Source organism: Actinosynnema sp. NPDC091369 (genome assembly GCF_044757065.1).
Lineage (GTDB): Bacteria > Actinomycetota > Actinomycetes > Mycobacteriales > Pseudonocardiaceae > Actinosynnema.
In genome coordinates this window covers 19,350-41,601 of the sequence record NZ_JBIVUG010000013.1, presented here as the reverse complement: position 1 = coordinate 41,601, position 22,252 = coordinate 19,350, and the positions used below count along the sequence as shown (strand labels likewise).

The following is a 22,252-nucleotide window of genomic DNA, read 5'->3' as shown; positions in this document are numbered from 1 at the left end:
GCGGGCGGCGCAGGTAGATCACGCGTGCAGTCCCGATAACTGCGGACTGCGGGCCTGATGTGACAGTGCGCGTGGAATCTGTCGGTGGCACAATGGAGTTGCAAGGTCCACTGTGGATTTATCGAGTCCACATCGGACGGATTTGGTGATCGAACCCTGATCCGGGACGCCTGGTTGTCCCAGGTGGGCGAGCGACTACGCACTGCGCACGTCGGAGTGAGGCGTTAACGCGATCGGGTGATGGGCCGTAACTCCACCTGGAGCACGCGCGACCTCATCGGTAAGCGGCCCGCGGGGAGGGAGCCGCGTGTCCGAAACGAGTGGGTGAACCCATGTGGACGCGTTGATCGAGATCACGCAAGGCGGCCAGGACGCCGACTACCGGGTCGACCTGTACCTCGGCGACGACGGCGTGTGGCCGTCGGAGCCGACCGCCTCGGCCACCGTGGCGGCCGACCTGGGCCTGGGTGGGCTGCCCGCGCCGCTGGCCGGTGCCGCCGACGTGCCGGACGCCGTGGTCGGCTTCCTGCACGCGAACCCGGAGTCGCAGGCGTTCACCGACGTCGGGCTGCACCTCGGCGGACTGCTCCTGCCGCCCGCGGTGCGCGAGCACTGGTCGCGGTCCGGGGTCGGGCGCACGTTCCTGTGCCTGGACCAGGGGCTGCGTCGGCTGCCGTGGGAGTCGGCGAGGTCGGCCAGGGCCCTGTTCATCCAGCCCGACCACCCGTTCGTCCGGGTGCACCGCCGGGTGCCGGAGGACGACCCGATCGCCGACTCGCTGCCGATCCGCGTGCTGGTCGTGCGCGGCGATGACGACGACGACATCGGCGCGCGCGACGAGATCCGCGAGATCAAGAGGGTGGTCGGCGGCGCGCCGGGCCGGATCGAGGCGGAGTTCCTGTCCCGGCCGACCGAATCGGACCTCCAGTCGGCCTACGAGCGCGTCACGCCGCACGTGCTCCACTTCATCGGGCACGGCACGCGCAAGGCGAGCACCGGGCAACCGGCGTTGCGGATCTCGCCGCCCGGGCGCGAGGCGTGGCTGCTCACCCCGACCTACGTCGCGGACCTGCTGTGCCGTCCCGCGCCGCGCCTGGCGATCCTGAACGCCTGCCGCTCCGGGGAGACGGCGGACGCGATCGCGTTGACCGACGTGTTCCTCGACAGCGGGGCGGCGGCGGTCGTCGGCATGCAGGGCGACATCCGCGGCACGGCGGCGGCGCTGTTCGGCGGCGAGCTGTACCGGGCGCTGCTGGACAACGACCCGGTCGACCGGGCGGTGGCGAAGGCGCGTGACGCCGTCTACCACCACAGCGGCGTGTCGGAGGGCGCGCGGGACTGGATCCTGCCCAGCCTCACGACTCGGGCGCGGCCCGACGACGTGCTGCCCGACCTGTCCGCCACCGGCGCGCGTGCGGTCCGCATCGAGCAGCAGTTCGAGAACGAGGTCGGCGCGTTCGTCAACCGCGTGCACGAGCGCCACAAGCTGCTCAAGGGCGTGGACCCGGGCGCGGGCGAGCCGCTGGAACCGCTGCTGCTGGTGGTGGGCGAGTCCCAGGTCGGCAAGACGCGGCTGCTGAACTGGCTGCGGCGGCGCTGCGCGGTGCGCGGGCGGCGGGTCAAGTACGTCAGCTTCGACCGGCCCAACCCGGTGGACCTGCTCGGCGACCGGCCGGCGCGGTTCGACTTCCTGGAGGTGCTGTACGCGATCCGGGACGTCGCCGAGGACCTGCCGAACCCGCCGGAGGGCGTGGCGTCGGCGTTCGACCGGTTCAACCACGACGTGCTGCACCTGGCCGAGGGCCGGTTGCCGCCGGACCCGCCCGTGCCGACGCCGGAGCCGGCGCGGTGGCCGCGGATGACCGGTGGCACCTCGCACCACGTCGCGGCCACGTTCGAGTCGTTCCGGGCGTGCCTGGGCCGCGCCGCGCAGCCCGAGCCGCTGCTGCTGGTCTTCGACCACGTCGGCAACGTGCTGGACTCGGCGTTCCGGCAGCAGCTCTACGACCACCTGATCCGGCACGTCGCCGACGGCGAGGTGCCCAACCTGAGCCTGGTGGTCGTGATGACGAACGAGCAGTACGCCACGCACTGGCCGGAACGGGGCGGCGGCACGCGGGTCGACCTGGACCGCATCGAGGCCGAGGAGTTCAGCGCGCTGGCCGAGGACGTGGTGCTGGCGGTCGGCCGCTCGATCGGCGGCCCGCACCTGCAGCTGATCCAGGCCATCGGCGCGGGCGTGGCCACCGGCAAGTGGAGCCCGGCCGTGCTCGGCGACCTGGAGAACATCGTGAGGCGGATGGCATGAAGCCGATCGACGCCGAGCTGCTGCGCCGGCTCGCCCGGGGCGACTCCCTGGACGCGGTGCTGGCGTCGCTGCGCCCGGCCGAGCAGTGGGACGTGCTGCGGCGGTGCGCCGCGGTCCGCGCGTTCGACCGCGAGCTGTACGAGAAGGTGCTGGTCGCGGCGGTGGAGGGCGCGCCGCCGTTCGACGAGGTCGTCACCGCGTCGGAGGTCGAACCCGTCCCCGGCGCTCAGGGGGTGCACCGGCTGCGGTCGAGCGCGAGGTCCCGCTACTGGAACGGGTGGTGGCCCGACGGCACCGACCCGCGTGCCCTGCCGGACGACCTGCGCGCGCTGGCGACCCGCCTGGCCCGGTACTACCGGACCACGCACAAGCCCCTCGACCTGCTCGAACAGCTGGTGCTGATCGACCACCGCGCCGCCGTCGAGCTGTTCGTCCGGCTGTACGCCAAGGCCGACCACCGCCACGACCTGGCGCTGTGCCAGGCGCTGATCGACGTGCTCAGCGCCGAGGACCGGGCCCGGCTGATCGGGCCGGAGCTGGCCGCCCTGCGCAACGACCGGGCCGCCTACCTGCGCACCCGCGGGCTGTGGTCGACGGAGTACCTGCAATCGGCCACGTTCCTCGAGACGGCGGGCACGAAGGCGACCTACCAGCGGCTCGTCCGGGGCGACGGGCCGCGGGTCGTCGTGCTGCACGGCCCGTCGGGGCGCGGCAAGACGACGGAGCTGCGCTGGCTGGTGTCACGGGTGCTGGTGCCGAGGCGGGTCCCGTGCGCGCTGGGCGACTTCGAGGTGCTGGACCCGGTCAACGTGGCGCGCTACCCGTGGCTGCTGCTGGTGGAGGCCGCGGCGCAGCTGGACCAGCAACTGGCCGAGGCGCCGTTCACCGAGTTCCTGGAGCGGTACGCGTGGACCGGGTTGCTGTCGCGCCGCGAGGTGGCCGACCCGAGCCGGGCGGCGGCGGCGAGCAGGCGGTTGTGCGACGAGCGGCACCGGCTCGGCCCGAGCGTGACCAAGGACTTCGTGCGGACGCTGAACGGGGCGACGGCCGGCCGGCCCGCCGTGATGGTGCTCGACGCGCTGGACCGGGTGTACGCGAACCGGTCGCCCGAGGAGCTGGACGGTCTGCTCCGGCAGTTGTTCCGGCTGCACCACGACTGCCCGGCGGTGCGGTTCGTGCTGGCCGGCCGCTACCCGCTGACGGGACCGGTGCTGCCGCCCGCGGTGGCGCGGCACCTGGTCCCGTTCACGCCGGAGGACGCGTCGCGCTACCTGGCCGACCTGCGCCGCATCACGCGCGCCGACCTGCGGCAGGCGATCGTGGCCAAGGCCGGGGGAGAGCCGGTGGTGCTGGCCCGCCTGGCCGACCTGGTGCAGCAGCGGCCCGACATCACCCCGACCGAGGTCCGCGAGTACCGGGCGGACCTGACCGCGCTCGTGCTCCAGGTCCTGCGGCCGATCGACGACCCCGGGCTGCGGTGGCTGCTGCGGTACGGCATGGTGCCGCGGGCGCTGAGCCCCGACTTCGTGCGCGAGGTGGTGGAGCCGTGCCTGCGCGAGGCCCTGTCCGGCGGGTCCGACCTCGACGACCCGGGCGCGGACGTGGTGCCGGGCGGTGAGCCGGGGACGCTGTTCCCGCCCGTCGAACGGCTGGACGTCGACGGGCTGTGGGCGCGGCTGACCCGGTTCGCGGGCACCACGTCGTGGGTGGTGCCGGTGCCCGGCGAGCCGGACTCGCTGCGGTTCGCCGACGCCGTGGCCGAGCCCATGCGCCGGCTGATCCGGCCGCACCCAGTGCACGACCGGCTGCACGCCGACGCGGTGGCGTTCTTCGAGCGCAAGGCGGAAGCCGACCCCGACCGGTGGGACCGGTGGACGCGGGAAGCGGTCTACCACCGGTTCCGGCTGGAGGGTCCGGCCGCGGTGGGCTACTGGCGCGCCGCCCTGGACAAGGTGGAGCTGGGTGAGGCGCACCGGCGGGCGGCGCTGGCCGAGGAGGTGCTGGGCCCGGACTACGTCGACGCCGACGGCGACCCGCGACCGTGGGACGGGCACACGCCGATCGTGGCGCGGGACACCGTGGTGGAGGCCCGGTACGAGTTGGCCGCGGCGCTCACGCAGGTGGCCCGGGTGGGTGGCGCGGAAGCGGCGGACCAGCTGTGGAGCCGGGCCGAGGAGCACTTCGCCGCCGTCGTGCGCGACACCGCGGGTCCCGGCGCGGATGTCGTGCCCGACTGGCGGCTGGCGTACGTGCGCGCCGCGCTGGCGTTGAAGTCCGGTGACGTGACGACCGCGCGGGCGGAGCTGGAACGGGCGCTGCCGCGGTCCGCCGGCACCAAGGACGCCGTGCGGCTGCGCGTCCTGCTCGGCGACGTGCTGATGCTCCTGGGCGACCGGAACGCCCCCGACGAGTACCGCCGCGCGACCGAGGACGCCGTCCGGGTCGGCTCGCGCCGGTGGGAGCCGCCGCTCCGGCTGCGGGTCGTGAAGGCGTACCGGCACTTCGGCCGCTTGGACGAGGCGATCCGCGAGCTGATCGCCGCCCGGCGCGGCGGACCGCTCGACGCCGAGCAGCAGCGGCGCTGCGGCCTGCTCGCGGTCGAGCTGGGCTTGGCCGTGAACCGGTTGGGGTGGGCGGCCTACCACGCGCGCCGCGTCGCCGGGGCCGACCGCGACTGGGAGGGCCTGACCGGCGGTGCGAAGGTCGCGCTGGCCGCGCGAGCGCCGCTGCACGCACTCGACCTCGCCCACCGCGCCGAACGCGTCACCGACGACAGCGCCGCGAGCGCGCTGGGACGTGAACTGGCCGGTCTCGCCGAAGGCATGGTGGCGCACTACGGGAAAGCCCTGCACGCCCTGGAAACCGCGCGGTCCCGGTGGCGTCGCGAGGGTGACCGCGCGGCCGTCGCGCGGTGCCACGTGCACTCGGCGGTGCTGCTGATGCGCGAGGTCGGCAACCTGACCCTGGCCGAGCACCACCTGGCCGAGGCCGCGGAGCTGACCACCCGCGGCGGCGACGCCTGGTGCCGCGCCGAGCTGGCCCGGGTGGAGCTGCTGGGCCACACCGCCCGGCCGCACGAGGCGCTGGACGCGGTCACCGCCGTCGTCGAGGAGCTGCGCCGCCGCGAGCGCCCGCCCTGCCTGGTGGTACGCGCCGCCGTGGAAGGGCTGGCGATCGACCTGCCGGACGGGTTCCGGTGGCTGCTGGACGAGCTGGTGGCGCGGCTGCGCGAGATCACGCCCGCGTCCGCGCGGCTGGTCGTGCTCGACGAGCTGCGCCGCGTGCCCGACCCGCACGACGACGCCGGCCGTGAGGCGTGGCGCGAGGTCACGCCGCTGGTGTCGTCGGCGACGGACCGGCCGCGCGCCGCGGACCGCGCCCTGCTGCACCTGACGCCTGCGGAGCTGGACCGGCTGACCGGTGACCGGGCGGCGGCGGAGCGGAAGCTGGAGGTGGCACGGCCCGGCCCGTCGTTCGCGCTGCGGGAGTGGTCGCGTGCCGCGGACCGCCTGGGACTTCCGGTGCGAGCCGACGTGGAGCCGTTCCTCCGGGCGTTCGGCGGCCACCCGATGCTGTGCGCGGCCTTCCTGGTGGAACGGGCGGAGGCCCTGATCGCGCGGGACGAGCCGGACCGGGCCGACGCCGTGCTGCGCCGGGCGGAACCGCTGCTCGACGCCGCCGGCGAGCGGGAGACCCAGTGGCACGCCCGGCTGCACCACGCCCGCGGCGTGGTCGCGGAGAGGTCCAGCCGGGAACCGGAACCGGAGCTGGTGCGGGCCGGGGCCGCGTTCGCCGTGCTCGGTGACGCGCGCCGCGCGGCGGTCGCCTCCCGGTTCACCCGGGGCCGGATCAGCAGGTCGTTGAAGAGCTCGCGCGGACGTGTGCGGCTGGCCGTGGCGGACCGAGTCCTGGTGGCGCAGACGTCCGTGCCGCCGGACGCGGAGACCACCGTCCGCCACGACAACGCCCTGGTGGACGCGATCCTCGGCGCGCGCCGGGGACGGGTCGGCTCCGAACCGCTCGCCGAACGGCTGCGCGAGGACTGGCAGGCCACGTGCGCCGGGCTCGGGTCGCTGCTCCTGCCCGACCCGGCGTTGCGCGGGCTCGGCGCGGCGGGCCCGTTCGACCTGCGGTGCGACGTGGAGGACCGCCGGCTCGACCCGGTGCCGTGGGAGCTGGCCCTGCGACCGGACACGCGGCGGCTGGTCGCGCTGGACCCGGCGGTGGCCACGTTCTACCGGGCCGTCTCGCGGGAGGTCGCGTACTCCGACGAGATCAGGTTCGTCCAGGTCGGCCTGAACCGGGTGGTCGACGCGGGGCTGGCCGCCGACGGCGACCTCGGCCCGCGCACCGAGGACGCGGTGGCGCGGTACCAACGGGCACGGGGCCTCACCCCGGACGCCGACCTCGGCGCGGAGCTGCTGGACCGGTTGCAGCGCGACCTCGCCCCGGCGGCCCGGCCGCTGGTGGTGCTGGCCCAGCCGAGCGGGTCGTTGCAGATCACCTCCGCCCGCGGCCACCTGAACTCCGGCGTCGACCTGGCGCGCATGTACGGCCGGCACGGCTTCGACGTGGAGCAGGTGGAGAACCCGACGTTGGACCGGCTGGCCGGCGCGGTGGCCCGCTCGGTCCACAGCGGACGCACCCCGGCGGTGGTGCACCTGGCGGGCGGGCTGCGCGAGTCCGGCGGCGGGGCCGCGCTCACGTTCCTGGCCGGCGGGTGGGCGACGGAGGCGTTCAGCGCCACGCCCACCGCCGAGGAGATCCCGGTGACGGCGCTCAACCGGGTGCTCGCCGCCATGCCGCGCGACGAGTTCCGCCCGCTGGTCGTGCTCGACGTGAACCGGCCGTGGGGCTCGGAGGACGCGATCTCGTACCTAATGCTGCGCAACGCGTTCGCGGGCGACCTGTTCGCCCTCGGCCGGTGCGCGGGCGTGCTGGGCACCGGGCTGGCCGGCGACGGCGGGTACGAGCTGTGCGACGCCATGATCGCCGCCCTCGCGGCCGGCCGGGCGCTGGGTGACGTGGCCGCGGCGCTGCGCGCGCCCGCGCGGCACGCCACCGGGCTGGACCGGGTGCTGCCGTCCGCCGGCGTCGCCCTGCACACGCACCTGCCGTGGCTGCGGCTCGTGCCGGACCGGGAGGACGGCCATGACCACGGTTGACCGCAAGGTCGCCGAGCTGCGGCACAAGCTCGCGGGCATCGGCGCGGACTTCGCCCGGTGGCGCGCGGAGACCGAGCCGGGCCGGCCGCTGCGCAAGCACCACACGCAGGTCGTCCGGCTCACCGACCGGCTGGGCGGCGTGGTGCAGCGGATCGGTGAGGAGCTGGACGTCGTCGCGGCCGGCGGCCGCGACGACGTGCTGAGGGAGTGCCGCCGGCTCCAGCTGCGGATGCTCGAGGTGCACCGGCTGTGGGACTTCTACCGCTCCAAGCTGAACCTGCGGTACGTGGAGTGGTACCGACCGTTCCTCACCGCCGTGGACGAGTTCGCCTGGCTCTGCTACGCGCCCGCGGCGGCGGGCAGCGACCGCGAGGCTCCGCTGGTCCACCTCAGCGGCGAGTTCAGCCCGTTCACGCACCTGCGCGAGACGCCGTTCGTGGTCGAGGACGTCCCGGACGCGTTGAACACCGCGGACTTCCTCGGCGTGGTGACCAGGCTGCCGATCCCGGTCATCGGCCTGCCGTGGTACCAGCTCGTGCACCTGCCGGACGCGGCCGTGGTCGCGCACGAGGTCGGGCACGCGGTGGAACGCGACTTCGGGCTGCTCGGCACCGTGCGCGCGGTCACCCGGCCGGTGTTCCGCACCATGCCCGAAGCCCGGCGCGACGCGTGGGACACGTGGCTGCCGGAGGTCTTCGCCGACCTGTACGGCGTGCTCGCCGCCGGACCGGCGTTCGCCTCGACGCTGGCCGACCTGCTCGTGGTGGACGACGCCCGGATGGCCGCCGAACTGGCCGGGCCGGTGCAGGTGCACCCGCCGGCGGCGGTGCGGCTCGCGCTGGCCGCGCGGGCGTTGGCGGAGACGGGGTTCCCGGCCGAACCGGTGGCGTGCGGGCCGTTCGAGGACGACGTCGCCCCGATGACCGCGGCCCTGCTGGCCGGGCCGTACCCCGGGCTCGGCGACCGCCCGCTGCGCGAGGTGATCGCGTTCACCGCCGCGCAGCAGGCCAACGCCGTCACCGCCGCCGACGGGCTGGTGGACCACCAGCGGCCCGAGACCAGCGACGTGCGGTGCCTGGTCGCGGCGGCGCGGCTCGCGTTCGACCGGCGACCCGCCCTGTTCGCCCCGCCGCCGCCCGGCGAGGTCAACGCCCAGGACCTGGTCCTCGACAAGGTCGCCACGGCCGTCGGGGACAGCTCGCGCGCCGACCACGGGGACGAGGCGCCGGCGGCGGACGACCGGGCTGCGGGCATGCGGCTCTACGACCTGATCGACGAGATGATTGCGAAGGGCTCACGATGACCACCACCACCACCGAACGACCACAGGACCCCATGGCCGCCGTGGCGCAGCTCGCCCGAGCGGTCGCGGGCGACGACGAGCAGCGGTTCGCGCTGGTGTACCACGCGTTCGCCAACCAGGTCGACGGCTTCCTCACCGGCGACGGCGCCGACGGCTACCGGCTGGCCCGCTCGCTGCTGCGCCGCGGCGTGTCGCCGCTGACCAGGTCGGCCGTCGGCACCGAGCAGCCGGCCGACAGCATCTACACCGACCCGGTGTACCTGGCCAACATGCGCGCCGTGGTCGCCGACCGCGCCCGCATCATCGGCGGCGTGCCCACGTCGGACTTCCCGGACTGCGTGGCCGTCGGCAACGCCACCGGCTGGTGCTGCTCGGGCACGCTCGTCTCGCCGAACGTCGTGGTGACCGCCGGCCACTGCGTGCACGGCGGCTGCGCGGCCCGCGTGTTCACCGGCAAGGACGTGGGGTTCCCGGAGGACGGCGAGGTGATCCCGGTCCGGACCGCGCTCGCGCACCCCGAGTACCGCCCGCCCCGCCCGACCGGCGACCTCGCGGTCCTGGTGCTCGCCCGCCCCGCCGCGGTCGAGCCGCGCCCGATCGCGACGCCCGCCCAGGTCGCCGCCGCCACCTTCGTGCGGCTCGCCGGCTACGGCAACACCGACGTGCACAGCAGCGGCGGCTACGGGCGGCGGCGCGTGGTGGACGTGCCGATCGCGAGCGACGACCCCCGGTACGGGGCGGAGAAGGCCACGGAGTTCGTGGCCGGCGCGCCGTTCCTGGACCGGGACAGCTGCAACGGCGACAGCGGCGGGCCCGCGTACGTCCAGGCGGGTGGTCGGTGGTTCCTCGCCGGTGCGACGTCCCGGGCCACGGCGTCGTCACTGCGCCCGTGCGGCGACGGCGGCGTCTACACGCGCGTGGCGTCCTACGAGGAGTGGCTGTGGACGGTGCCGGGGGCCGTGCGACCGTAGATCACCCCGAACTATTGTGGGCGCATGGCGTCGGTCAAGCAGTTCCAGGTCACCTTCGACTGCGCGCGACCCGAGCGCGTCGGCCGGTTCTGGTGCGAGGTGCTGGGGTACGTGGTGAAGCCCCCGACGGGGTTCTCCACTTGGGACGACTACGAGCTCTCCCTGCCGCCCGAGCGCCGGGGCGAGTGGTTCGCCTGCGTCGACCCCACCGGCGTGGGGCCGCGGCTGTTCTTCCAGCGCGTCCCCGAGGGCAAGGTCGCCAAGAACCGGGTGCACCTCGACGTGCGCGTCGGCACCGGGCTCGTGGGTGCGGAGCGCCTCGCCGCGCTGCGGGCCGAGTCCGCGCGGCTGGTCGCGCTCGGGGCCACCGAGTTCCGGGTCCTGCTCGCGGACGAGGAGAACGAGTCGTGCATCGTGATGCAGGACGTCGAGGGCAACGAGTTCTGCGTGGACTGACCCCGTGCCGGGTCGCCGGTCCCGCCGCCCCGGTAATCCACTCGCCGCGCCGGCGGGAATGCCGCTGTAATCCAGGGTCATGCGGATCACCTCGGAAACCGTCGCCGACGGCGTTCGTGAACAGCTCTTCGCCATCGGGGACATCCCCGGGGTGCTCTGGACGCCCGCCGAGAGCTCCGGGCCGCGTCCCCTGGTCCTGATCGGGCACGGTGGCGGCGGGCACAAGAAGGGGTGGGACGTCGTCTCCCGGGCCTTCCCCTACGTCACCTCGTGCGGCTTCGCGGTCGCCGCGATCGACGCGCCGGGCACGGGGGACAGGCCCGCGCACCCCGAGATCCGGCGGCTCGTCGCGGCCATCGGGGAACGGGAGGCGGCAGGAGAGCCCTTCGGACCGGCGTGGCCCGCCCTCAACGACACGGTGGCGGCGGAACTCGTGCCCGACTGGCGGACCACGCTGGACGCGCTCCAGGAACTGGACTCCGTCGGCGAAGGCGGACCCGTGGGGTACTACGGCCTGTCCCAGGGCGGCGAGATGGGCATCCGCCTGATCGCGGCCGAGCCCCGGATCACGGCCGCGGTCCTCGGCCTCGTCGGGAGCGACTGGCTCGCCGACACCGCGGCGCGGATCACGATCCCGGTCGAGTTCCTGCTGCAGTGGGACGACGAGGGCACTCCGCGGGACTCCGTCCTTAAGCTGTTCGACGCGCTCGGCTCCGCCGAGAAGACCCTGCACGCCAACCCCGGCGGCCACTTCCGGGTCCCGGCCTTCGAGATCGACAGCTCGATCCGGTTCTTCACCCGGCACCTGCGTGGCCCCGGGGAGGTGAGCGGCTCCTGACGCGCTAGTAAGCGGAGGCGCGGACGGCGAACACCGAGCGGCTGCCCGCGTACTCGGTCAGCGACCAGAGCTGGCCCTTGGCGGGCCAGTACGAGAAGTCCTCCGGGCCGATCGGCAGCGCGTCGTAGTGCATCACGACCGAGCCGCCGGGCTTGAACGTGGCCAGGTCGCCCGCGTTCCCGCTGCCGTCGCTGGTGGACAGGTAGAACTTGCCGTTGATCGCGGTCGCGCCCTGCATGCTCTGCACCGACACGTCATAAGCCTCGCTCGCCCGGGCGTAGCCGTCCGAGGACGTGGTGAGCATCCGGGTCGTGTAGTCGATCGGGAAGCGGAACAGGCGGCTGCCCGCGCCGGGGTTGGCGTACTCGCCGACGACCACGCTGTCCGGGGTGCTGGTGCGGTCCAGGGAGGCGAACGAGAACCGGATGGCCGCCTGCCCGTTGGCGGTCGACTGGTTGTAGGCGAAGACCTGCGGCAGCACGTACTTGTAGCCGTAAGCCTGGTAGCTGCCGTCGGCCTGGCGGCCGATCGCGGAGCCGTTCGTGGTGCTGGTCTGCCAGAGGTGCCGCAGGTCGAACACCCGGAAACCGCTGCTCGTGGACGCGACGTACAGGTAGTGGCCGTACCAGAACATGCCGCCCGCGTGCAGGTTGATCGGCCGGAACGACGCCTGGCCCGCGCTGGTGGTGTACGGCTCGACCAGCAGCACGTGGCGGTAGGTCGGCGCGGACGGGGTGGAGTAGTCGACGAACGAGACCCGGATGCCCCGGTCGACCCCGTCGGTGCCGTTGTCGTACCAGCTGACCAGGATCGCGGTCACGCCCTCGTAGGTGGCCTCGCCGTACGCGTCCGCCGTGGTCGTGATGCCCTGCGGGATCCAGTAGGCGACGTCGTCGTCCCCGCTGTTCCAGCAGAACGCGGCGACGCGGTTGGCCGCGGCGGGCGAGCACGAGGTGGCGGCGCGGTTGCCGTCGCCGACGACGGTGGGCACGCTGACGTTGGGCAGCGCGGCGTCGAGGTCGTCGATCAGCCCCGAGTACGCGGTGGCCTTGAGCCGGAAGTCGGCCGCGGGCAACGTCGTGGCCGCGTGCGCGGCGGGCGTGATCGCCGTGAGCAGCGCTGCCACCAGACCGACGACCGCGATTCGGTACTTCCTCACCAGACCACCGCCACTGTTGGTTGAGTACTGACCAACCGTCATCATGGCGGTGCCCGGTCGGCGGGGCAATACCCCGCGGTGTGTGGGCTCAGACTCGCGGCTTGGCGTCCACGGGGACCCAGTCCGGGTACTTGCCGGTCGCGTCGTCACCGGAGGAGATGCCCCGGATCCGGCGGTTCACCCACGGCAGCACGTGCTCGCGGTAGTAGCGGGTCTCGACGCGCAGGCTGCGCCGGGCGGCCGGGGCCGGGTCGACGGCGTGCGCCTCGGTGGTGTGCCCGAGTGCCCGGAGCACGAGCGACGCGATCCGCCGGTGACCTGCGGCGTTGAGGTGCAGCCGGTCCGGCGACCAGTACTCGGCGCGGCGGACCTCCAGGTCGTTGAACCCGTCCACGAACAGCACGTCGTGCCGGGCGGCCAGGTTCGCGATGGCCGCGGTCAGCACCTCGCCGCGGCGGTGGATCATGCGGCCGAACGGCAGCCGCTGCGACGGGTCGGCCCCGCTGAGCAGCACCAACCGCACCCCGGCCGACAGGCAGCGGCGGACGGCCTGTTCGGTCAGGTCGACCAGTCGGCCCAGGTCGATGCCGGGCCGCATCATGTCGTTGCCGCCGCCGTTGAGCGTCAGCATCGTCGGCGCGGGCGAGAGGGCCAACGCCGCCTCGAGCTGGGTCGTGGCGATCGGTTCGAGCAGGCGACCCCGGACGGCCAGGTTGGCGTAGTGGACCGTCTCGCCGAGCGCCGCGGCGATCCCCTCCGCCACCAGGTCGGCCCACCCCCTGGGCGTGCCGTCGGGACGCTCGTCGCCGACCCCCTCGGTGAAGCTGTCGCCGATGGCCACGTATCGCACTGCCGGTGCCTCCCTGCTGGAACGTCACAGCCAGCATATGAGGCGTCCGCCGCGGCTCGGCCGAGGTGGCGTCCGACGTGACTCAGCACACCTGCTTGGCCGTGAGCACCCGGTGGACCGCCTCGTCCACGCGTGCGGCCGGCAGCGCGCCCGACGCCACCGCGCCCTCCAGGTGGGTCAGGACCTCCGCGACGCGACCGCCGGACGACCACAGCGCGATGTCCGCGCCGGCCGCGAGCGCCTGCGTGACGGCGTCCGGCAGGCCGACCCGGTCCGTCACCGCGCGCATCGCGCCCAGGTCGTCGGTCATCGCCGGACCCGTGAAGCCGAACTCGCCGCGCAGCAGCGCGTACGCGGCCGGGCTCAGCGTGGCGGGGACGCCGCCGGTGAGGCCGGGCACGTCGATGTGCCCCAGCATCACCACCACGTCGCCGAACTCGGGCAGGTGCCGGTACGGGACCAGGTCGGCGTCGCGCAGCGCGTCCAGCGGGGGAGAGGTGACCGCGCCGAGGTGCGAGTCGCCGGTCGTGTTGCCGTGCCCGGGGAAGTGCTTGACCACCGGCGTGACGCCCGCGTCGTGCAGCCCCCCGGCGAACGCCAGCGCGTAGCCCAGGGCGGTGTTCGGGTCGGGGCTGAACGAGCGGTCGCCGATGACCGTGCGGTCGGGCTGGCCGCTGGTGTCGAGCACCGGCGCCAGGTCGGTGGTGACGCCGCGCTCGCGCAGCGCGATCCCGCGCTTGCGCGCCACCGCGCGCACCTGCTCCGGCGACAGGTCGGCCGCCATCCGGCGGGCGCTCGGGATCGAGCCGTCGAGCGCGTCCAGCCGCTGCACGCGGCCACCCTCGTCGTCCACGGCGACCGTCAGCGGCAGGGCGGACGCGGCGTGCACGGGTGCCAGGGCGCCCGCGCTGAGCAGGCCGACGTCGTCACCCCCGATGAAGATGCCGCCCACCTGCTCGTTCTGCACGACGGCGAGGGCGTCGGCGGGTCCGCGCGGGTCCACGCCGACGACCACCAGCTGCGCGAGCCGGGCCCGCAGCGGCAACGCGGTGATCTTCGCCGCGCACGGGTCCACGGCCGGTGGCGGCGGCTCGACCGAGGTGGCGGACGAAGACGACGGCGACTGTGACGGGGACGGTTCGGAGGACGACGTCGGGGGCAGGGCCGCGGTGTCGCTCGTCCGGTCGGTGCCCACGGACGTCACCACCGCGCAGGACGCGGCGACCAGCGCCCCGAGCGCCACGAACAGCAGCAGCGTCGACGTGCCCACCCGTCGGGCGCGCCTCATCGGCGGTCGGTCCCGTCGTCCGACGGGTGCTGTCCCGCGTGCACCGTGCCCACTCCCACTTCCTCGCCCGGTCGGCGGTGAGTCGCCCATCGTGCGGGCGGCCTTCGCGCGCCGCAACCCCGGCGCGACCCGGCCCACATTTCCCATTCCGCGTCACGAAGCATCACGGACATGATATCCGCCGTCCGGATCGCGCGCGCCGAGCCGCCTTTACCGCGAGTCGGATTCGCCGAATGTGAATCTCCATCCGAAACATCACGGTCGGGTGATGTTTATCGCCGTCGCCGTCGATCAGCGGTGCCACCAGCGCCGTTTCCGGCGTGCGGCCGGAGCGGTCGGGACGTGCGCGAGAGCCGCCGCCAGGTCGTCCTCGCCGATCGCCGGCGGGTCGACCAGGGCCTGGCGGCCGATCAGGTCGCACGCCTGAGCGGCCCTGGGACTCACCGGCCCGTCGGCGGCGCACTGCGCGGCGCGGGTGCTTGGCGAGAGCTATTGCGCTGGAGTGCGCCCCTGGGGCCGATCCGCGCCACAGGCGCCCGAACGCGGCGTAGTCGCCCCGGGTGTCCTGTGCCCGGAACACCTCCGGCGGCACGCGCGCAGTGCGGACCAGCGGGAAGTCCTGCGGGAACCGGATGACCAGCGGCCGCGTCCGTCCGGCACGGCGCTCAGGCGGCACCACCGCGTCGCGCTCGTCCACCGCGACGAGGTCCTCGCCCTCACCGCGCCACAGGTCGTCCAGCCGGACGCAGCACCACCGCGGGCCGAGCGAGTGGGTCAGGGTCGCGGGACCGGACCAGCGCGCCGGGTCCGCGTCCGGGAGCCGTTCGCGCGGTTCGCGCCAGTCCACCGGGCCGGACAGCACCACGATTCCGTCCCGGCCGACGACGAGTTCCACCACCAGCCGGAACAACTCGAACGGCGGCGCCTGCCGGCGGCGCGCGGTGATCTCCGTGAGCGGGGTGGCCCGGCCCGGCAACGCCGAGTCCACCCGACGCGCGGCGAAACCGGAATCGCTCATTCACGCATGCCGGCGGCTGTGATTCCGGCCACGCGGGCGCGGTAATTGGGCAAGATTGTTCCGCCGCGCCGCGGTGAAACCGTTCCGATCACGACACTACTGTTCCGGCCATGACGAGAGGACGCGTCACCCGCGAGGACTGGACGATGGCGGCGCTGCGCGCCCTGGCCCGGGGCGGGGTGGCGGCGGTGTCCGTCGACGGCCTCGCCGGGGAGCTGGACATCACCCGCGGCAGCTTCTACTGGCACTTCAAGGACCGCGAGGCGCTGCTCGTGGCGGCCGTGGAGCTGTGGGAGCAGCGGACCACCGCCGACCTCATCGCCCGGCTCGCGTCCATCGAGGACCCGGAGGGGAAGCTGCGCGAGGGGCTGCGGACCGCGCTCGGCCCCGAGGTGGTCGCCGGGCTGGAGCCCGCGCTCGTGGCGCACGCCGACCACCCCGTGATCGCGCCCGTGCTGACGCGGGTGATCGAGCGTCGCGTCGCGTACCTGGCCGAGCTGTACGTCGAACTCGGGCTGACCCCGGCGGTGGCGCGGCGGCAGGCGGTCGTCGCCTACGCCGCCTACCTCGGGTGGGCCGAACTCCGCCGCGTCGCCACCGCCGTCGTGCCGGAGGTCTCCGCCGAAGGGCAACGCGGGCGCGCGGCGTTGAAGCACCTGATCGACCAGCTCACCTCGGTCACGTGACGGCGGGCGGTCGCGGCCACGACGTCGTCCGGCCCGATCGCGCACCGGATCGCCGTAACACGGGGGCGGATCCCGTGGATATGGCCGGGTGGTGCGACCGCGATCATGCCGCCGCGGTCAGTGAGGAAGTGCGTCAGTGGGGGCCACGACCCGTCGGGAACAGGGCGGTCGACGCGTCGGTCCGCGGGGTGCGGTCCGCGACTACGACGCGTTCCTCTTCTACAGCCACGTCGCGGACAACGCGGGTCGTGGTCGTGAGCGACCACGGCGAGGTCGACGTGCGCGCCTTCACCGACGGTGCCGTGCTGTCGAGCGCGCCCGGCGAACCTCACCCCGCCGACGGGAGCCGAGGGCTCCCGGCCATCAGCGCGGACCTGTCGCGCGTCGCCACCGTCCGCGCCGACGGCGAGGTGTGGCTGACCGAGACGGCGTCCGGGCGGCAGCACGGCCTGCAGGGCGCCACCGCGTCGGCGGTCGCCTACGTCGAGGACCGGTTGCTGCTCGCGCGCGTCGACAACAGCCTCGAGGTGTGGGACTCCGCTGGTGAGCGGCTGCTGCGCACCATCCCCGCCGACGCCGGCTACACCTCGGTCATGGTCGGGATCGAGGGGCGACGGCTCGTGGCCCGCCTCACCACCGTCGGCACCGTGGAGCTGTGGGACGTCGACACGGGAGACCACGTCGGCTCGCTCCCGCTGCCGGACAGCAGGACCGACCTCAACACGGCGCTGGCCGCCGGTGCCGACGGCCGGGAACTGCTCGCCGCCACCGGCAACGGCACGATCACCCGCTGGCGGCTCCACCCCGACGCCTGGATCGACGCCGCGTGCGCGAGCGCGGGCCGCGACCTGACGCCCGAGGAGTGGACGAGCACCGTGGGGACCGAGGCGCCCGAGGACATCGTCTGCGAGCGGTGACCGCACCGCCCACACGGCATTCGGCAGCCGACGCGACCGCGTGGAACGGAACTGGACCGGCGTTCATCCGTTGACCATGCACAGCTGTATGGTTCTTCCGTACAGCTGTGCATGGTCGACTCGGAGGGCGGTCGCAGCCGTGGCGCACGGGGCGTTGAGGGGTTTCCGGATCGGCGCGTGGGCGTGGGTCGTCACGGGTGTCGGCCACCTGGCCATCGCGGCGGCGATGGCGGCGCGGCCGGAGGATCCGGCGACGAGCCGTGCCCTCACGGCGATGCGGGAGCACGGCGTCGAGATCGCCGGCCTCCGGCGCAGCCTGCTCGACCTGGACCGCGGCATGTCGCTCGTGATGGCCGCGGCGCTGATCTTCGGCGGCGTGGTGTGCCTGCTCGTCGCGCGGTCCGCGCCCGACCTGGTCACCCGGGCGCGAGCGGTGAGCGGGCTGGGCGTGGCCGCGTCGGCGGTCGTCCTCGGCCTGTCGCTGTGGCTGCTGCCGGTGCCGCCCGTCGTCCTGTTCGCGGTCGCCGTCGTGGCGTTCGGCTCAGCCCTGGTCAAGGCCCGCCCGGAAGTTTCCGCGCAGCCCGCGTGACCACCCGAACGGGCCGCGGTCGCGTGTTATACCTGAAGTGCCACAAGGAGAACGACTCCGGCTGATCGAGGAGGCACTCGGCATGGTCGCGCACGTGGTCGTCATCGGTGCGGGTGTCTACGGCGCGGCGGTCGCCGCTTCGCTGACGCGCGGAGGGGCACGGGTCACCGTCGTGGACGCGGGCGCGCCCGCCGGCGGCACGTCCGGTGCGACGTTCTCGTGGACGAACTCCTGCGGCAAGCAGCCGCGGTCCTACCACGACTTCAGCGTCACGGGCATGCAAGCGCACCGGCGGCTGGCGGCCGACGTGCCGCACAGCGACTGGTACCACGAGACCGGCAACCTGGAGTGGGCCGACACCGACGCCGACCGGGAGGCGTTGAGCCGCAAGGTGGCCACCGTCCTCGCCTACGGCTACGAGGCCCGGTGGCTCGACCGGGCGGAGGCGCTGGAACTCGAACCCGACCTGGACCCCGCCGCGCTGCCCGACCACGGGATCGCCTACTTCCCGCGCGAGGGCTGGGTCGAGCCGACCCGCCTGGTCGCCCACCTGCTGGCCGCGGCGGTCGCGGCCGGCGCCGAGGTCGTGCGTGACGACGCGGTGACCGGCTTGGACGTGACCGGTGGCGGTGTGCGCGCGGTCCGGCTCGCCTCGGGGCGGCGGCTGGACACCGACGCGGTGGTGGACTGCGCCGGACCGCAGGCGGCGCGGATCGCCGCGCTGGCCGGGTTGGCGCTGCCGATGCGCAACACCCGCGGCGTGCTCGTCTACACCTCGCCGGTCGCGGTGGCGGTGGGCCGGGTCGTCCACGCACCGCGCGTCCACCTGCGCCCGGACGGCGGGGGACGGCTGCTGCTGCACACCCCGGAGGTGGACGACGCGGCCCGCGTGTCCGACACCGGGGAGGTCAGCGTCGACCGGGCGGCCGTGGACGTGGTGGTCGAGGCGGGCCGCGCGCTGTACCCGGGGGCCCGCGGGGCGACCGTGGAGAGCGTCCGGGTGGGCGAACGGCCCATTCCCGCCGACGGCCTGCCGGTGCTGGGCAGGGTGGCCGCACTGCCCAACTTCCACTTCGCCGTCTCGCACAGCGGCGCGACGCTGAGCCTGCACGCCGGCGACCTGGTCGCGGCCGAGGTGCTGGGCGAGGACCGCGGCGACGCGCTGGCCCCGTTCCGGTTCGAGCGGACCGCCGTCCACTGAGGACCGGGCGCTTCGGTCGGCCGTATCGGCGATCCTCGCGGTGATGGCGCGCGCACCCCGCGCCTGGCAGTGTCGCGCTGCCCGCGGATCGCGCGACCTGGAGAGTGCCTTGGCCGACCACGAGAACGGCGGGCTGCTCCGGCAGTTGACCAGCCGCCAGATCGGCATGATCTCGCTCGGCGGCGCCATCGGCACCGGGCTGTTCCTCGGTTCCGGCCTCGCGATCTCCCTGGCCGGACCGGCGGTGGTGCTGGTCTACCTGGTGGGCGCGGCGGCGGCGGTGGCGGTGGCCTACGCGGTGGCCGAGATGGTGGTGGCGCACCCGGAGGCGGGCGGGTTCGGCGCGCGGTACGCCGGGCCGATGGTCGGGTACGTGGTGCTACTGGGCCACGCAGGTGATCACGGTCGGCGGCGAGGTCGTCGCGGCCGGGCTCTACGTCCGGTACTGGTGGCCGCAGGTGCCGCTGTGGGCGTCGGTGTGCCTGTTCTCGCTGGCGATCCTGGGTGTCAACTTCGCGGCCGTGCGGCTGTTCGGCGAGGTCGAGTACTGGTTCGCGATGGTCAAGGTGACGGCGCTGGTCGTCTTCGTGGTGCTCGGCGGGCTGTACGTCGTGTTCGGCCTGCCGGGGCGTGACGCGGCCGGGTTGTCGGCGTGGACCGACCACGGCGGGTTCATGCCCCACGGCCTGGTGGGCGTGCTGCCGGCGGTGAGCGTAGTGACGTTCGGCTACGGCGGGGTGGAGTCGGTGGCGATGACGGCCGCCGAGTCGCGCGACCCGGCTCGCGACATCCCGCGCGCGGCCCGGCGGGTGGTGCTGAGGTTGGCGCTGTTCTACGTGCTGGCCACCGGGATCATCGTGGCGATCGTGCCGTGGACGGAGGCAGCGGCGGTCGACGGCGTCGCGGAGAGCCCGCTCGTGACGCTGTTCGCCTCGATCGGCGTGCCGGCCGCCGCGGGCGTGATGAACCTGGTCGTCCTCACCGCCGCGCTGTCGCCCGACGCGGCGTTCCCCGTGCTGCTCGGCATCGCGCTGTTCAGCGGCATGACGGCGTGGCTGCTGATCTTCGTGAGCCACCTGGCGTTCCGGCGCGCCCGCCGCGACCTGCCGCCGTCGCCGATCCGGCTGCCGGGCGCGCCGGTCACCGCCGTGCTGAGCCTGCTGTACGTGGTGCTGGTGCTGGTGGCCACGGCGTTCACCGAGGCGTTCGGCCCGGCGTGGCAGGTCGGTGTGCCGTTCGTGGCGCTGGTGCTGCTGTCCTACCCGGTGGTGCGGCGGCGCCGGTCGGCGCGCGACCGGCGGGCCGAGGACTACACCGAGTCGGTGTAGCCGTGCGCCACGATCCGCCGCGCGGACACGGCGTAGCCGTCGGTCTGGTCAGGCGCGAACGTGCCCAGGCCGTCGACGTACCGGTTGAACATGCAGAACGCCGCCGCGATCAGCACGGTGTCGTGGATCTCGACGTCGGTCGCGCCCTGCGCCCGCGCCGCGTCCACCAGTTCGGTGGTGACCGCGCGGCCCGACCGCTGCACGGCGGCCGCGATCCGCAGCAGCGCCCGCAGCTTCTCCGACACGGGCGCGGTGTCGAGGTCCGCCCGCACCTGGTGCACCAGGGTCATGCCCTCGTCCAGTTGCGCGGCGGCGAACGCCGAGTGCGAGTCGCGGCAGAAGCGGCACTCGTTCAACGCGGACACGGAGGCCGCGATCAGCTCGCGCTCACCCGCGGGCAGCGAGTTCGGCGCGCGCAGCAGCACCTCGGCCAGGGCGTTGAGCGGCTTGGCCGTCTCGGGCCGGAACTTCATCAGCCCGGTGATGCCGGGGAACAGGGTCTCGTCCAAGCCGAGGTCGATGTGCGCCATGGGAGCACGCTAGCCGTTCACCGACCACTCGGGGGGTGATCGGTGAACGGCCGCGCTGCGTGATCCCGCAGCGGGCGGCCCGGCCCCGCCGCGAGGGGTGCGGCGGGCACCGGGCGCTGTGGTTCTACTTGGCGTGGCCGCGCTGCATGAGCAGCACGGCACCGGTCGTCATGCCGAACCCGACCACGTGGCCGAACAGGCTGACCCACTGGGCGCCGCCGACCACGAGCACCATCTCGCTCATCATCGGGTCGGCGGTGACGCTCAACCACAGCGGCATGATGATCAGCGCGCCGAGCACCCACAGGACCGCGCCGTAGACCATGCTGGCGGCGTACACCGGCGGCACGGCACCGAGCTTGCGGGTCAGCAGGCCGAAGCCGGCGATGGCCGAGATGACCATGTGCACGAGAAGCCGACCACGGCGTTCTCAATGCCGATCAGCATGCCCACCACGGGCAGCATGCCGACGCCGGCCATCAGCAGGCCGAACACGAGGCCGCCGGCGAGTCCGGCCAGCGCCCCGGTGCGGACGGGGGACTGCGACCTGGTGGTCATCGGGACAGCGATTGTCGCGGACACGATCAGATCCTTCGTCAGTTGTAGGGCATCGTCGGGAACCAACCGAACCCGAAGATCGACGGGACCCGGACGTCCCAGTACACGAGCAGGAACACGCCGAGCGCGATCAGCAGCGCCGCGCTGACCGCGGCGGAGCGGCGGCCGTTCCCGCTGAACCACCGCAGGAAGCGGCCTCTGGTGCCCACGGCGAGGGCGGCGAACGCCGCCGTGACGAGCACGACGTTGCCGACCGACTGGAGCACGAACGTGCCCGCGCCGAACAGCGGGTTGCCCGAGTCGACGGCGGAGCGGAACAGCTTGATGAACATCGGGTACGGCCGGCCGATCAGGAACGCGCCGACCAGTGCGCCGAGCACGACGACCCGCGCCACGGGCCGGCCGCGGAACGGGTCGGGCAGCACGCCCAGGGCGGCCAGCCCGAGGTAGGCCATCGCCAGGCCCACCACGCCGAACACGATCGCCGACTGGAGCAGCCGCACCGGCATCGTGCCGACCATCGCGCTCGACAGCTGCGGCATGCCCGGACCGACCAGCACGCCGACCGCTCCGTAGACCGCCGACACCGCGACCATGCCCGCCGTGAAGAAGCCCAACGGGCGCAACAAGGACCGCGCCGTGCCCGTCGACGTCCCGCCGGCTTCGCTCATCGGCCCAACCGACGCCGCCATGGCGATGTTGCACGCGGTGAACGTGCCCGCCAGCCCCGAGACGAACGCGAACACCAGGCCCGCGGCGGTGCCGGCGATCGAGGCGGTCGCGGCTTCCTCGCCCAGCAGGGCGTTGGCGACGTTCGCGCCGATCACGTGGTCGACGAACTCGTAGGACCACAGCACGGACAGCAGCACGCCGGCGATGACGCTGCCGACGATCAGCCGTCCCGATCCGGTGGTGCGGTCGGTCCCGATGACGGGCCGGACGTGGGCCATGGGCGTTCACCTCGTTGCGAGTCGGAGCGCGCTTCGGTCGACTCAATGTCCTGGGCGACGCGCCCCTCCGACAACTTCCATGATGCTGTCCTGCGCGATGAGCCGAGGGGGCCGGCCCACCCACCGGCGGCGGGGCC

General features: G+C 74.0%; 19 protein-coding genes and 1 pseudogene. 12 read left to right on the top strand and 8 right to left on the bottom strand.

Translation table 11 applies throughout. The annotated features are described in order from the left end of the window. Positions 1-334 precede the first annotated feature (334 nt). The 6 genes from ACIQMJ_RS33720 (at position 335) to ACIQMJ_RS33695 (ending at position 11,041) form a co-directional block, all read left to right on the top strand. A complete protein-coding gene (locus ACIQMJ_RS33720) occupies positions 335-2,308 on the top strand; it encodes a CHAT domain-containing protein (RefSeq protein WP_499765038.1) in 1,974 nt (657 codons plus the stop codon). Continuing rightward, positions 2,305-7,473 (top strand): peptidoglycan-binding protein, encoded by a 5,169-nt coding sequence (locus ACIQMJ_RS33715; RefSeq protein WP_499765037.1) that lies wholly within the window; start codon positions 2,305-2,307, stop codon positions 7,471-7,473. Before ACIQMJ_RS33720 ends, ACIQMJ_RS33715 begins: the two co-directional genes overlap by 4 nt. Continuing rightward, on the top strand, positions 7,460-8,776 hold the full coding sequence (locus ACIQMJ_RS33710; RefSeq protein WP_499765036.1) for a hypothetical protein: 1,317 nt from the start codon (positions 7,460-7,462) through the stop codon (positions 8,774-8,776). Before ACIQMJ_RS33715 ends, ACIQMJ_RS33710 begins: the two co-directional genes overlap by 14 nt. Then, positions 8,773-9,747 (top strand): S1 family peptidase, encoded by a 975-nt coding sequence (locus tag ACIQMJ_RS33705; protein ID WP_499765035.1) that lies wholly within the window; start codon positions 8,773-8,775, stop codon positions 9,745-9,747. The genes ACIQMJ_RS33710 and ACIQMJ_RS33705 overlap by 4 nt, the downstream gene beginning before the upstream one ends. Positions 9,748-9,771: 24 nt before the next feature. Beyond that, positions 9,772-10,203, top strand: coding sequence for a VOC family protein (locus ACIQMJ_RS33700; RefSeq protein WP_499765034.1), 432 nt, complete (start codon positions 9,772-9,774; stop codon positions 10,201-10,203). Between the two features lie 79 nt (positions 10,204-10,282). Beyond that, a complete protein-coding gene (locus ACIQMJ_RS33695; protein ID WP_499765033.1) occupies positions 10,283-11,041 on the top strand; it encodes a dienelactone hydrolase family protein in 759 nt (252 codons plus the stop codon). Between the two features lie 4 nt (positions 11,042-11,045). Here ACIQMJ_RS33695 and ACIQMJ_RS33690 read toward each other — a convergent pair whose 3' ends face one another. The 4 genes from ACIQMJ_RS33690 to ACIQMJ_RS33675 form a co-directional block, all read right to left on the bottom strand. Then, on the bottom strand, positions 11,046-12,200 hold the full coding sequence (locus ACIQMJ_RS33690) for a hypothetical protein (protein WP_499765032.1): 1,155 nt from the start codon (positions 12,198-12,200) through the stop codon (positions 11,046-11,048). 88 nt (positions 12,201-12,288) lie between these two features. After that, a complete protein-coding gene (locus tag ACIQMJ_RS33685) occupies positions 12,289-13,050 on the bottom strand; it encodes an SGNH/GDSL hydrolase family protein (protein ID WP_499765031.1) in 762 nt (253 codons plus the stop codon). An 82-nt stretch (positions 13,051-13,132) separates the two neighbouring features. Then, a complete protein-coding gene (locus ACIQMJ_RS33680; protein WP_499765030.1) occupies positions 13,133-14,338 on the bottom strand; it encodes a glycoside hydrolase family 3 N-terminal domain-containing protein in 1,206 nt (401 codons plus the stop codon). 163 nt (positions 14,339-14,501) lie between these two features. Then, entirely contained in the window at positions 14,502-15,356 is an 855-nt protein-coding gene (locus ACIQMJ_RS33675; protein ID WP_499765029.1) for a hypothetical protein, read from the bottom strand. Positions 15,357-15,466: 110 nt separating this feature from the next. Here ACIQMJ_RS33675 and ACIQMJ_RS33670 point away from each other — a divergent pair, with 110 nt between their 5' ends. The 6 genes and pseudogenes from ACIQMJ_RS33670 to ACIQMJ_RS33645 all read left to right on the top strand — a co-directional run bounded on the left by ACIQMJ_RS33670 (position 15,467) and on the right by ACIQMJ_RS33645 (position 20,077). Continuing rightward, on the top strand, positions 15,467-16,042 hold the full coding sequence (locus tag ACIQMJ_RS33670) for a TetR/AcrR family transcriptional regulator (protein ID WP_499765028.1): 576 nt from the start codon (positions 15,467-15,469) through the stop codon (positions 16,040-16,042). Positions 16,043-16,290: 248 nt separating this feature from the next. After that, on the top strand, positions 16,291-16,959 hold the full coding sequence (locus ACIQMJ_RS33665) for a WD40 repeat domain-containing protein (protein WP_499765027.1): 669 nt from the start codon (positions 16,291-16,293) through the stop codon (positions 16,957-16,959). 139 nt (positions 16,960-17,098) lie between these two features. Then, positions 17,099-17,548, top strand: coding sequence for an LIC_13387 family protein (locus tag ACIQMJ_RS33660; protein ID WP_499765026.1), 450 nt, complete (start codon positions 17,099-17,101; stop codon positions 17,546-17,548). A gap of 82 nt (positions 17,549-17,630) precedes the next feature. Next, positions 17,631-18,749 carry an NAD(P)/FAD-dependent oxidoreductase gene (locus ACIQMJ_RS33655; protein WP_499765025.1) on the top strand — a complete coding sequence of 373 codons (1,119 nt, stop codon included), beginning with the start codon at positions 17,631-17,633 and terminating at the stop codon, positions 18,747-18,749. Positions 18,750-18,792: 43 nt separating this feature from the next. Then, a pseudogene (locus tag ACIQMJ_RS33650) lies at positions 18,793-19,684 on the top strand (amino acid permease); the annotation flags it as partial. A 27-nt stretch (positions 19,685-19,711) separates the two neighbouring features. Further along, positions 19,712-20,077, top strand: a complete 366-nt coding sequence (locus ACIQMJ_RS33645; protein WP_499765163.1) for a hypothetical protein — start codon at positions 19,712-19,714, stop codon at positions 20,075-20,077. Here the strand turns inward: ACIQMJ_RS33645 and ACIQMJ_RS33640 are convergent. From ACIQMJ_RS33640 to ACIQMJ_RS33625, 4 genes are all read right to left on the bottom strand, one after another. After that, positions 20,059-20,607, bottom strand: a complete 549-nt coding sequence (locus ACIQMJ_RS33640; protein ID WP_499765024.1) for a carboxymuconolactone decarboxylase family protein — start codon at positions 20,605-20,607, stop codon at positions 20,059-20,061. The genes ACIQMJ_RS33645 and ACIQMJ_RS33640 overlap by 19 nt on opposite strands. 124 nt (positions 20,608-20,731) lie before the next feature. Then, a complete protein-coding gene (locus tag ACIQMJ_RS33635; protein WP_499765023.1) occupies positions 20,732-21,016 on the bottom strand; it encodes a hypothetical protein in 285 nt (94 codons plus the stop codon). Next, positions 20,974-21,189, bottom strand: a complete 216-nt coding sequence (locus tag ACIQMJ_RS33630) for a hypothetical protein (RefSeq protein WP_499765022.1) — start codon at positions 21,187-21,189, stop codon at positions 20,974-20,976. The genes ACIQMJ_RS33635 and ACIQMJ_RS33630 overlap by 43 nt, the downstream gene beginning before the upstream one ends. Before the next feature lie 14 nt (positions 21,190-21,203). Further along, on the bottom strand, positions 21,204-22,115 hold the full coding sequence (locus tag ACIQMJ_RS33625; protein ID WP_499765021.1) for a hypothetical protein: 912 nt from the start codon (positions 22,113-22,115) through the stop codon (positions 21,204-21,206). Positions 22,116-22,252 lie beyond the last annotated feature (137 nt).

What these genes read in the sequence shown, in the direction of transcription:
- ACIQMJ_RS33715 (WP_499765037.1), top strand. Translation starts at nt 2,305, where the DNA reads ATGAAGCCGATCGACGCCGAGCTGCTGCGCCGGCTCGCCCGGGGCGAC.
- ACIQMJ_RS33710 (WP_499765036.1), top strand. Translation starts at nt 7,460, where the DNA reads ATGACCACGGTTGACCGCAAGGTCGCCGAGCTGCGGCACAAGCTCGCG.
- ACIQMJ_RS33705 (WP_499765035.1), top strand. Translation starts at nt 8,773, where the DNA reads ATGACCACCACCACCACCGAACGACCACAGGACCCCATGGCCGCCGTG.
- ACIQMJ_RS33700 (WP_499765034.1), top strand. Translation starts at nt 9,772, where the DNA reads ATGGCGTCGGTCAAGCAGTTCCAGGTCACCTTCGACTGCGCGCGACCC.
- ACIQMJ_RS33695 (WP_499765033.1), top strand. Translation starts at nt 10,283, where the DNA reads ATGCGGATCACCTCGGAAACCGTCGCCGACGGCGTTCGTGAACAGCTC.
- ACIQMJ_RS33680 (WP_499765030.1), bottom strand. Translation starts at nt 14,338, where the DNA reads ATGAGGCGCGCCCGACGGGTGGGCACGTCGACGCTGCTGCTGTTCGTG.
- ACIQMJ_RS33675 (WP_499765029.1), bottom strand. Translation starts at nt 15,356, where the DNA reads ATGAGCGATTCCGGTTTCGCCGCGCGTCGGGTGGACTCGGCGTTGCCG.
- ACIQMJ_RS33670 (WP_499765028.1), top strand. Translation starts at nt 15,467, where the DNA reads ATGACGAGAGGACGCGTCACCCGCGAGGACTGGACGATGGCGGCGCTG.
- ACIQMJ_RS33655 (WP_499765025.1), top strand. Translation starts at nt 17,631, where the DNA reads ATGGTCGCGCACGTGGTCGTCATCGGTGCGGGTGTCTACGGCGCGGCG.
- ACIQMJ_RS33645 (WP_499765163.1), top strand. Translation starts at nt 19,712, where the DNA reads ATGAACCTGGTCGTCCTCACCGCCGCGCTGTCGCCCGACGCGGCGTTC.
- ACIQMJ_RS33640 (WP_499765024.1), bottom strand. Translation starts at nt 20,607, where the DNA reads ATGGCGCACATCGACCTCGGCTTGGACGAGACCCTGTTCCCCGGCATC.
- ACIQMJ_RS33625 (WP_499765021.1), bottom strand. Translation starts at nt 22,115, where the DNA reads ATGGCCCACGTCCGGCCCGTCATCGGGACCGACCGCACCACCGGATCG.